Genomic DNA, 11337 nt, shown 5'->3' with positions numbered 1-11337 from the left:
AAAGTTATTATACACTAATTTCGAAGCTGATATAAGGAGGACTGGCATGATTATTCAAATTTGCATTTTTTAACTTAATAAAATGAAACGAACACAGAACTTTTATATAGAAGAGACATTATAGGAGGATTATGATGAAGAAAAAAATGTTAGTTGTATTAACAAGCGTAGAAAAATACCCAAATTTAAATAGGGCTACCGGACTTTGGCTCGGTGAAGCTGTACATTTCGTAAAAAAAGTAGAAGAAGCGGGTTACGAAGTTGATTACGTCAGTCCACAAGGCGGTTATACACCAATTGATCCACATAGTTTAGCAATGGCGGAGAGCATCGATTGGGAATGGTACCAAAAGAAAGAGTTTATGAATCGCCTCGGTTCTACAATGAAACCAAGTGAAGTGAATCCAGAAGACTACGCTGTTATTTATTACGCAGGTGGTCACGGGGTTATTTGGGACTTCCCAGAAAATAAAGAACTTCAAAATATTAGCCGCAATATTTATGAAAACGGCGGTATTGTTTCTTCCGTTTGTCATGGAGCAGCTGGTTTATTTCATATTACATTAAGTAATGGGGATCGTTTAATTAGCGGTAAGAAGGTAACAGGCTTTTCAAATGAAGAAGAAAAATTAGCTGAATTAGATCAATTCGTTCCATTTTTAACAGAAGATGAACTCATTAAAAATGGAGGACTTTACGAAAAAGCTGCACAGCCTTGGGAAGCTTTTGCTCTAGAAGATAATCGTGTTATCACTGGTCAAAACCCAGCTTCAGGTGGTTCAGTAGCCGAATTAGTATTAAAACAGTTGCAAAAATAATATGTACTAAAAAAGCAGATTCCCCTCTACTAAGGGAGATCTGCTTTTTTACGAAATCATTTGCAAAATAGCAATAACTTCTTTTTCAATTTCAGAATCATCAATTGCTTCTATATACTCTGGTTTAAAAAGTTGATACTTCTTTAATTGATAAAAATCAAATATCGCTTTCTTTAAAGTAATATCGTACTGAATACAAAAAGAATGATCTATAATACGTCGTAACATCACATCATCTTGTACCATAAATAATTGTGCATTCATTTTATTAAAATAACCTTGTTCCATACCCGCTTCAAAAAACATTTGCAAATTATGATTACGATTTTGTTGTGCAGCGACTAATTGATCTGACAAATGCGGATATGCTTCTTTCAAATCTTGCAAAAAAACATCCGAAATATATGTCACACATTTTAAAGAGTGGATAAACGTCTTTTGGAAACGTTCTGCAAAAGACATGCTTTCATCTTGATTGTCCGCATCACCTTCGAGTAGATAATTCATAAAATCCTCTACTACCGCCTCAATAATTTCATCTTTCGAAGAAAAACGTTTATATAAAGTAGCTTTACTAATATCCATATATTTCGCAATTTCATCTATTTTCAATTGGCTAAAACTCGTCTTTCTAATAACGGGCTTTATTTTATTAATATAAGTATTTGCACATGCGACTTTTCTCATTTAAAAGAGCCTCCCCTTTTGTCCATACAAAATAGTATAGCAAATTCACGAATGATTATAAATGAAGTTATTATACTCATTATGCTTTTTTAGTTTATTACATTTTCATATACTATACATAGAGAACTAGAATCCATTATCACCAACTGGACGGTTACAAACCAATTTTGAGGGGGAATTTTAGGATAAAAATACCCACTACCTTTGTTAGTAGCGGGTACTTTTTCTATAATTTATTTACAGCCCTTTTTATAGCCTTACCTATTTCCACGCTAGACTGTGGATTTTGCCCTGTAATTAAATGCCCATCTACTACCACATGCGGCGTAAAATTAGGCGCTACATAAAACAAAGCTCCTTCTTCTTTCAACTTACTTTCTAACAAAAACGGAACGCGCTTTTCTAAATGTACAGCTTTTTCTTCATCGTTTGTATAACCTGTTATACGCTTACCGGCAACAAAAAACGAGCCATCCTTATTTTTCACACCGACTAAGGAGCTTACTCCGTGACAAACAGCCGCTACAATCCGGTTATTCTTATACATATTCTCAATCAAATTTGCTACATATGGATTACCTGGAAAATCTACAATCGCCCCGTGCCCACCACCAAATAAAACCGCATCATAATCCGAAAAATGAACATTTGAAATCGGCCTTGTATTTTGCAATAAAGAAGCTACGTGCTTGAATTCACGAGGTATACCATTCGGAATAGACACTCTATCTATAGGTACTCTCCCGCCTTTTATTGACACAATATCAACATCAAACTTAGCCTTTTTAAATAAATGATAAGGAGCTGCGAGCTCTTCAAGCCACAAACCAGTCGGGTGTCCATTCATATCATGAGCACTTGTTGAAACTAACAGTATCCTTTTCAACATATCCCCTCCTTATTACCTATTTATGTATGGAGTGTTCTTATCATTCATATAGCAAGTGAAGCAAACAAAAAAATAGCCGACTCTTTGTATAAAAGTCGGCTGCTTTCTTATAGTTCGAGCTCTCCCATACGAAGAAGCTCCACAACTGCTTGTGAACGTCCTTTAACCCCTAGCTTTTGCATTGCGTTTGAGATGTGGTTGCGAACTGTCTTTTCACTTATAAAAAGTTCACCTGCAATTTCCTTCGTTGTTTTATCTTGAACCAGTAATTCAAATACTTCTCTTTCTCTCTTTGTGAGTAAAGGTTTAGATTGATACGCTTTTTCCTTCAACTGGTATAACCCTCCTTGCTTAAGCCAGAGCTGTGTATGTGTAAGTTGGGTGTTTATTTAGTCAAGATATTGTATGAACGAAATGTGCAGGTGGTGAATGAAAATGGGCTTTATTTCCTATGTTATTTTAGACTTTTATACAGTGCGTACACTCTTTTTATCCACTTACTTTCCAACGCGCCATATTTGTTCTAGCAATATACTTACAACCGTACCTACAAATAAACCATTACCGAATATATATTGCATAACAGACGGCAAGGATTGGAGTGCTCCAGACGGTAAAAACATAACGCCGCTGCCAAATAATACTGCAACGCCTAAAATCGTTACATTCCTTTCACTCATCGGCACTTGTTTTATATTATTAAATCCAATTCCAATTAACTGTACGAACGAAGCCATTAAAACAGCCGATGCGATAGCAGATGGTAAAGATGCTAAGTAACGAATAATACTTGGAAAAAGAGACATTACGACTAGTAACGCACATGCCATTAAGAACGATCGTATATACTTTTGTTTTGTTAAACGTATAAATCCTGCCGTTGCTGGTAACGGAACGACACCTACAGTTGAAAATACAGAAGAGATGATATGTGAAATCCCCCCAACCCATGTTCCATCTTTCAACTGTTTTTGTTCAATAGTCGCTTTATGAATAGTTGCTTGATTAATTGCTATAATAGCTGCCACCGTATTCGAAACTAAAATACATACCATAACGAAACTTGACACAGCCATACCTGTATTCCATTTCGGAAGTCCCCAAGCAAATATATGTGGAAGTTGCACAAAATGAGTTACTTGAGATGGGATTGTCACTTTTCCTGCAATGAGAAAAATAATCCACCCACTAATTAATCCTATTAAAACTGCATAACTTTTGACAAAGCCTTTTCCGAAATTAGATAGTATAATAACGAACAAAAATATACTAAACGCGATCATTGCTGTAAATCCGTCGATTTGAGAAATAGTAGCTGTAATTCCTAACATTCCTTTTAAAAATACACCACTTAATTGTAAACATAATAAAAGTAAAAACGTCCCTGTCACAAGCGGCGTAAATAAAAATAAAATACGTCCTATAAAACCAGTTACTCCTAATCCTATTAAAAGAACACCGGAGATTATCATTCCTAATTCTAAAATTTGCAGTGTACTATGTAATTGATCCTGTCCGGCCGTTGCATAAGCAAGTACGGTAAATACACCAACCCAAGATCCAGCCGGCCCATCCGCAATTGGCAGTCTATGCCCAAGCCAGCCTTGTAAAAAAGAAGATATACCAACTACAAAAAACGTACGCTGCATTAAATAAAATATTTCTTCCGTCGTAAGATGAAATAATCCGCCAACGACAATTGGTAGTGCGATTGAATTTGCTAATAAAAATATAAACCATTGCAAAGTTCCCATAATATGATTTTGGTTATGTTGATTGTCCAAAATTTTCATCCCTTCTAGCTTTCCTATAAAAAATATATTGTAAGAATAAAAAAGAAGAGTTCTAGACTTACCATTAGAACCCCCCTCAAAATATTTAAACGATTCTTCTACACAAGATTATTTAATTCCACCTCATTTAAACTTCCAACAACAATATTTCCTTTATACACGACTAAACGTTTTTCTGTTTGACGCGCTACTGCTTCAGCAGCGCATGTCGCATTTGTCAAAACAAAACTCGCTTCATCCCCTACATTCGGCCATACTCGCTTCCCTTCATTATTTAACGTTTCTTTTCCTCCTGTAATAAAGCGAAGTGCTTTTCCTAAAGACCTTTCGTCACTCCACCCAAAACGCTCTGCTAATCGATTCGCCTTTTGAAGCATATCACCTGTTCCAAACGGTGACCAATGATCTGTAATACTATCATTTCCTAATGAAACCTTAACACCTTTTTTATCTAATAACGGAATTGGGATTACTTGTTTACCAATTGGTACCGTTGAAGTAATATCAATATTTACATTTGCGAGTCTTTCTGCCACTTCTTCAGCCTCTTTATCAGTAACACCACCAAGTCCAAGTGCATGACTAATTGTTACACGACCTTGCCATCCTGCTTCTTCTGTTAAACTTGCCAATCTCTTCATCGTAAATGTTCCAAGATTATTCGCATCATGCAAATGAATATCAACATCCGCATTAAATTCTACTGCGATATCCATAATTGTATGTAATGATTTTTCAATGTCATTATCCACTGTAGCTGGATCTACGCCTCCGACTAGATGAGCACCCATACGCATCGCATCTTTCACGAGTTGCACAGAATTACTGCGCAATAATCCATGTTGCGGAAACGCAACAATTCTACTAGACACTCGATTTTTATATGTTTCTAATGCCGCTAACGTCGCCTCCAAATTACCAAGCCCAATAATTGGATCAACATTACAATGCGTTCTAATATTCGTTGCACCATTTTGCAGTAGTAACTCTAGCATATTTTCCGCTCTATTTTGGGCAGTCGCTAATTGCTTTGGTAAAATTTTTTCTTCTTCATTAAAACGTGTAAAAATACTTTCTGCTGGCATACAAGCTTTCCAAGGACCACTATAATATGTCTTATCAATGTGAATATGCATCTCTTCGAAAGCGGGCAAAATTAATAAACGATTAGCATCAAGAATGAGTACCCCTTCCTCTTGAACAGTCCCTGCTATAATTTTTTTAATTCGTCCCTCTTCAATAAGTAAACTACATAACTCTGTTTCTGTTTTTGAAATTCTCCCCTCTTCATATGTATACCCCGATTCAAGCGTTACATTAGTCAACCAATATACCGTCATCTCTATTTCCCCACCCTTTATTAAAAGTTACCTCTTACTATAATTTTAATGTCAACTGAAAATTAAGACAATTAATATGACTGTTCCCTAAAAAAATGTCATACAACCTCATAGTCTCCTCATAGATTTCCATATAGAATAGAAGTATAGAGTTTGCTATAAAAAGGAGTGTATTGGAAGATGTCAAAAAGATTATGTAAATCCGAAACTGATAAAATGCTATTTGGTATATGCGGTGGTTTAGGAGAATATTTTGATATTAGCTCTACTCTCATTCGCATACTTTGGGTCATTGCAGTTTTATGTTTTGGGACGGGGTTTTTAGTTTATTTTATTTGTTTATTACTTATGCCACGCTCTTACTAATAACATTCTTTCATATATTTGAGCATAGTGTATACAAAATCCCCTATAGATTTTTCTATAGGGGATTTTTTCATGAAGAATATTTCATCGTTAAATGTAATACCGCCACTTCTTCTTCGTCATTTTTATAAATATGCTTCTTATTCGCTTCAAATTGAATGGAATCAAACTCATTTAATTCATATACATCATTCTCCACTTGAATAGACACTTTCCCTTTCATTACCGTTACAAGCTCAATCGCACCTTCATGATGAGCTTCTGGTTCATATATACTATTTGATCGTAAACAAGCACGGTGCATTTCCATCCCTGTTCCTTTCGTATAACGGAACATCGTTTCTAAATGCCATGCTTGTCCTACATCTACTGCAAATCCTTCTCCACAGCGCGCAACGGCTACTGGTTCTCCAAAAACCATTAATCTAGATAAAGGAATTGATAACCCTTTCGTTATTTTCCAAATGACAGCTAGCGTCGGATTTGTTTCCCCTCTTTCGATCTTTCCTAATGTTAATTTACTAACTCCTGTTTTATGAGCTAATTCTTCTAAACTTAATTTCTGTTCATTTCGAATTTGTCTCAATAACTGTCCAACTTGTTGAATGACTTCTTTCGTTTGCATATCTTCATTTTCTTTCATATATAAAACCACCTCAAAGTATAAAATAGTTTACTTTTATTCAATTAAAGTATATCATAATATACATAATTATTTATTTTCGAAAGGAGTGCTATACTTCATGCGCGCAATTTTATTAGGTCTTTTATCATCGGCCTTTTTTTCTGCAACCTTTATTATTAATAGAGCAATGAATGTATCTGGAACGAGCTGGGCTTGGACAGCTTCCTTCCGTTTTTTATTTGCTCTCCCTATTTTATTCCTTATCGTTTTATTTCGCAAAAACTTTAGGGGATTATGGGAAGAGTTAAAAAAACATCCATTGGCGTGGATCGGATGGGGTTCTGTTGCCGGTATTGGTTTTTATTCTTTATTAAGTTTCGCAGCTGTCTTTTCTCCAGCTTGGCTCGTTGCTGGAACTTGGCAAGTTACGATTTTAGCTGGTTTACTACTATCACCACTATTTTTTGTGAAAATAGAAACAAAATCAGGTACGAAACTTGTACGTGGAAAAATTCCACTTCGTAGCTTATATGTTGCTTTATTTATTTTACTTGGTGTAATTTGTATGCAAGCAACTGCCGCAGGCCATATTACAATGACTCAGTTCATTTCAGGTTTTTTACCTGTCGTATTAGCCGCTTTCTTATATCCGTTCGGTAACCGAAAAATGATGGAGCTTGTTGGCGGACGCCTTGATACGTTCCAACGTGTATTAGGAATGGCAATTGGAAGTCTTCCTATAACAATTTTGCTTGGTGTATACGGATTTTCTACTACGGGTATTCCAACATCTAGCCAAATGCTTCAAGGATTTTTGTTAGCATTATGTTCCGGCGTTATTGCAACGATGACATTTTTCTTTGCTACTGACTTAGCAAAAGATAACCTGGCTTTACTTGGAGCTGTTGAAGCAACACAAGCTGGAACGATGGTCTTTACCGTACTTGGAGAAATTGTTTTCTTGAATGGTTCGTTTCCTGGCGGGCTTTCCCTACTTGGAATGATTATTATTATGTTAGGAATGGTTGCAAATAGTATTTTAAACCGATCTATTCCAGCCGTTAAACAGAAAAAACCAGCATAAAAAAAGAGTATGGTTCTATAGAGATGAACCATACTCTTTTTTATTGTCCCCCTATTTTGCCTTATCAGAATAGTATTTCATTGGCTGTTTATACTAAAACGTATGTTATAATACGTTTCATGCGCATTAATAGGAGGTAAATTATGTTAAAAAAAGCAATCGCTGAATTTATTGGTACCTTTGTACTTGTATTATTCGGAACTGGAGTAGCTGTCACTGGCGGCGGAATCGAAGGAATTGGAACATTAGGAATCGCTATGGCTTTCGGCTTATCTATTGTAGCTATGGCATATAGCATCGGAACAATTTCTGGATGTCACATTAACCCAGCAGTATCAGTAGCTATGTTCATCAACAAACGCATGAACGCTATGGAACTTTGTTATTATGTATTAGCTCAAATTTTAGGTGGTTTATTAGGAACTGCAACGTTAGTAACAATTTTAAAATCTGCTAAAACACCTTTAGATAATTTAGGACAAAATGGTTTCGGAACTCTTGGTTTATCTGGAGCATTTTTAGTTGAGTTCATTTTAACTTTCGTATTTATTTTAGTTATCGTCGCTGTAACAGGTAAAAAAGGAAGTTCTTCTTTAGCTGGACTAGTAATTGGTTTCACATTAGTTTTAATCCACTTATTAGGAATTCCGTTAACTGGAACATCTGTTAACCCAGCTCGTAGTATCGCACCAGCTTTATTTGTTGGTGGAGAAGCACTTTCTCAACTATGGGTATTCATCGTAGCACCAATTCTTGGTGGTATCTTCGCAGCTATCGTAGGTAAATTCATTTTAAATACTGAAAAATAGAATTTTCAATATTTCTGAATAAAAAAAAGCGAGCCCTCATTATGAGGAAGCTCGCTTTTTTATTCTTTCATTTTAGACTTTAAATTTGTAACTAATTGATCTACCGTTACATTTGCAAGCACGTTTTCCATCGCTTCTTGCGCTTGCATTAAAATAATTTCTAATACTGATTGAATATTAGCTCCTACTGGACATTCAATGTTGGGATTTTCATGGAAGGAAAATAGCTGTCCTTCTTCTACAACTTCCACTGCTTTATATACATCAAGTAATGTAATTTCTTCTAAATCTCGAGCAAGTGTCGTACCACCTTTACCAGCTTGTACATCAACAAGTCCTGCTCTCTTCAACATTCCTGTAATGCGACGAATCACAACTGGATTTGTATTCACACTACCGGCAATCCATTCAGAGGTACAGCGAGAGTTTCGATCTATCGCAAGTAATGTCAGCATATGAACACCTACTGTAAAACGACTACTAATCCCCATCTGCACACCCTCCTTTTTATTCATTCTATTAAAAGACGACTCTTATTATTATATACTATTTTTAATTTATACATAAAGAAAAAGCATGATTTCAATAGGAAATCATGCTTTTCTCTCATTATTGACGCTTTATAAATTTTGCTAAATCTTTAAATTTCACTTTATCTGAGTAATTCATTACGCCATTTACGTAAATGCGGCTTGTAACAGCATTTAATATCGCAATTGTCGCCAATAAGACTGCTAATGTTATCGTAATTTCTAGCATACCTGCTTCACCAGCTACAATACGTGAGAAGGTAACCATCGGTGTAAAAAATGGAACGTAAGAACTTACAACAACGATAGTACTATTCGGATCACTTAATGATTTAATACTAATGAAGAATGCAGCCATTATTAAAATCATTACCGGGAAAGATACAGCTTGTAAATCCTCCGTCTTAGACACGACAGCTCCAGCAGCAGCATACATCATTGCATAAAGTAAATATCCCGTAATGAAATAAACAAGAAACATGCTTACAACCTTTGCATCTAATTTCGTAAAGTCAATTGGAATACCAAATAGTGAGGCACTTTCTAAATCGACCCAACCTAACAAATATGGAATAAGATAACCACACGCCAATATGACAAGTTGCAATAAAGCCGTTGAAACAACCGCTAAAATTTTCGCATACATCATCGTAAGAGGTTTCACTTTCGGAAGCATTACTTCCATTACACGTGACGCCTTCTCAGATGCAATATTCATTGCGATTGTATTTCCAAACGCTACAATAAACATATATAAAGCAAATGTAAAGAAATAGGCAATTCCGAAAGAAGATGTACGATCTTTTATCGCTTCTTGCTTTACTTGAATTTCTGTTTGTAATTGCTGTGCAATTTCTGGTGAAACATTATTTTTGGCAATTGTCACCATCGTATATTGTTGCTTTAAATATCCTGCCATAATTGCAGAAGTTGCTTGGCTTGGAAATCCATTATACATATATGTAATCGATGGAGCCCCACCCTTTTCCGTCACATGGAATAGACCATCTAAATCGCCTTCTTCTACTTGCTTATGCAGTTTATCAAAATCATCCTTTGAACCAAGTGTTATTTTTGCTGATGGCAATAGCTTATTTAGCTCATCTTTTTGTACTTTATATGTGTAACTCTCTACTACAACTGCAATTTTATCTTTATCCTTATTTTTATCATCGCCTGAAGTAAAATGATTAAATGCAAAAATCCCAAACACAACTAAAAATAAAATGGCACTCGTAATTAATGATTTTTTAGATAAAAATGCTTCCCTAAAATAAAATGAAAATACGTGAGAAAATTTACGCATCGTTATTTCGCCCTCTCTACAAAGATTTCATTTAACGTCGGCTCTAACATTTTGAATTGTCGTAAGCTAACACCTTGCTCTTGCAACTGTTGCAAAATCTTGAGAGCTTCCGCATCGTCTTGTACTTTCACATAAAGAAGGCCTTGTTGTTTTTCATACGATACATGTATAGCCTCTAATCCCTTTTCATTCTCTACTGTATCTTCAATCGTTAAATTACGGAAACCGTATTCTTTCTTAATATCACTTAGCTGTCCTTTTACGACTGCTTCACCTTTTTTCAAAATACATACATGTTGGCAAAAAGCCTCTACTTGTTCCATACGATGACTTGATAAAATAATCGTCTTTCCGCTCTGTACTTGTTCTTCAATAATACTAGCTAACATCCCGGCGTTAACTGGATCAAGGCCGCTGAATGGTTCATCTAAAATGAGAAGTTCCGGATTATGAAGAAGAGCAGCAATTAATTGGATTTTTTGCTGATTCCCTTTTGAAAGCTCTCCAGCCGTTTTAAATTTATATTCTGGTATCGCTAAACGCTCTAACCAATGATCAATAGCTTGATCTACTTCTTTCTTCGACATTCCTTCTAATCTACCAAAATATCGCAACTGATCTATTACTCTACTTTTTGTATATAAACCTCTTTCTTCTGGTAAATACCCAATTGTTACGCCACTATCCCCAAATGCTTTTCCATCCCACGTAATCGTACCTTCATTAGGCGTTAATAATCCGAGAAGCATTTTGATTGTTGTTGTTTTCCCTGCACCATTTCGTCCAAGTAATCCTAGTACTTCACCTTTTGGTAACGAAATTTGCAAACCGTTAACTGCTTTTGATTCCCCAAATTGTTTCGTTAAGTTTTGAATTTGTAAACTCAAAGTATAAAGCCTCCCCTTTAGTATCATTCGTACTCTCTTTCAAAGACTATGTTTATTCAAGAAAAAATATAGCACTACACTTCATCCTCTTATATGTAAACACCGTCATTAATCCATCATTTGTTCTATTTAGTTAAAATTGTAAATAACAAAACCCTTTTTGTCAATTATAATTGTCATTACGACAATAAAACTTGTCAAAA

At 35.4% G+C, this 11337-nt stretch carries 13 protein-coding genes; 4 read left to right on the top strand and 9 right to left on the bottom strand.

The features are described from left to right. Window positions 1-134 precede the first annotated feature (134 nt). On the top strand, window positions 135-818 hold the full coding sequence (locus BM089_RS11165) for a type 1 glutamine amidotransferase domain-containing protein (protein ID WP_071729569.1): 684 nt from the start codon (window positions 135-137) through the stop codon (window positions 816-818). Between the two features lie 48 nt (window positions 819-866). Here BM089_RS11165 and BM089_RS11160 read toward each other — a convergent pair whose 3' ends face one another. From BM089_RS11160 to BM089_RS11140, 5 genes are all read right to left on the bottom strand, one after another. Beyond that, complete coding sequence (locus BM089_RS11160; RefSeq protein WP_016512276.1) at window positions 867-1505, bottom strand: TetR/AcrR family transcriptional regulator; 639 nt, start codon at window positions 1503-1505, stop codon at window positions 867-869. A gap of 226 nt (window positions 1506-1731) precedes the next feature. Continuing rightward, the gene (locus BM089_RS11155) at window positions 1732-2394 is read right to left on the bottom strand and encodes a type 1 glutamine amidotransferase domain-containing protein (RefSeq protein ID WP_090976983.1); all 663 of its coding nucleotides are present in this window, start codon (window positions 2392-2394) and stop codon (window positions 1732-1734) included. Window positions 2395-2501: 107 nt separating this feature from the next. Further along, window positions 2502-2726, bottom strand: coding sequence for a spore germination transcription factor GerE (gene gerE, locus BM089_RS11150; RefSeq protein ID WP_000659484.1), 225 nt, complete (start codon window positions 2724-2726; stop codon window positions 2502-2504). A 165-nt stretch (window positions 2727-2891) separates the two neighbouring features. After that, window positions 2892-4187, bottom strand: coding sequence for a purine/pyrimidine permease (locus BM089_RS11145; protein ID WP_016512274.1), 1296 nt, complete (start codon window positions 4185-4187; stop codon window positions 2892-2894). Window positions 4188-4285: 98 nt separating this feature from the next. Further along, window positions 4286-5527 (bottom strand): amidohydrolase family protein, encoded by a 1242-nt coding sequence (locus tag BM089_RS11140; RefSeq protein WP_000219588.1) that lies wholly within the window; start codon window positions 5525-5527, stop codon window positions 4286-4288. A gap of 180 nt (window positions 5528-5707) precedes the next feature. Between BM089_RS11140 and BM089_RS11135 the strand changes: the two genes are divergently transcribed. Next, on the top strand, window positions 5708-5893 hold the full coding sequence (locus BM089_RS11135; RefSeq protein WP_000044337.1) for a PspC domain-containing protein: 186 nt from the start codon (window positions 5708-5710) through the stop codon (window positions 5891-5893). 70 nt (window positions 5894-5963) lie between these two features. Here BM089_RS11135 and BM089_RS11130 read toward each other — a convergent pair whose 3' ends face one another. Next, entirely contained in the window at window positions 5964-6536 is a 573-nt protein-coding gene (locus tag BM089_RS11130) for a helix-turn-helix domain-containing protein (RefSeq protein WP_090976981.1), read from the bottom strand. A 100-nt stretch (window positions 6537-6636) separates the two neighbouring features. Between BM089_RS11130 and BM089_RS11125 the strand changes: the two genes are divergently transcribed. Both BM089_RS11125 and BM089_RS11120 read left to right on the top strand, forming a co-directional pair. Beyond that, on the top strand, window positions 6637-7602 hold the full coding sequence (locus BM089_RS11125; protein ID WP_090976979.1) for a DMT family transporter: 966 nt from the start codon (window positions 6637-6639) through the stop codon (window positions 7600-7602). Between the two features lie 143 nt (window positions 7603-7745). Then, window positions 7746-8411, top strand: coding sequence for an aquaporin (locus BM089_RS11120; protein WP_000913213.1), 666 nt, complete (start codon window positions 7746-7748; stop codon window positions 8409-8411). Between the two features lie 59 nt (window positions 8412-8470). Here BM089_RS11120 and BM089_RS11115 read toward each other — a convergent pair whose 3' ends face one another. The 3 genes from BM089_RS11115 to BM089_RS11105 form a co-directional block, all read right to left on the bottom strand. Beyond that, entirely contained in the window at window positions 8471-8902 is a 432-nt protein-coding gene (locus tag BM089_RS11115) for an Rrf2 family transcriptional regulator (RefSeq protein WP_000512998.1), read from the bottom strand. Window positions 8903-9020: 118 nt separating this feature from the next. Further along, window positions 9021-10247, bottom strand: coding sequence for an ABC transporter permease (locus BM089_RS11110; RefSeq protein WP_090976977.1), 1227 nt, complete (start codon window positions 10245-10247; stop codon window positions 9021-9023). A 2-nt stretch (window positions 10248-10249) separates the two neighbouring features. Next, window positions 10250-11134, bottom strand: coding sequence for an ABC transporter ATP-binding protein (locus BM089_RS11105; protein ID WP_000058130.1), 885 nt, complete (start codon window positions 11132-11134; stop codon window positions 10250-10252). Between the last annotated feature and the right edge of the window lie 203 nt (window positions 11135-11337).

The sequence above is a fragment of the Bacillus sp. 5mfcol3.1 genome (assembly GCF_900114335.1).
Lineage (GTDB): Bacteria > Bacillota > Bacilli > Bacillales > Bacillaceae_G > Bacillus_A > Bacillus_A thuringiensis_S.
This window is presented reverse-complemented; position numbering and strand designations above follow the sequence as displayed.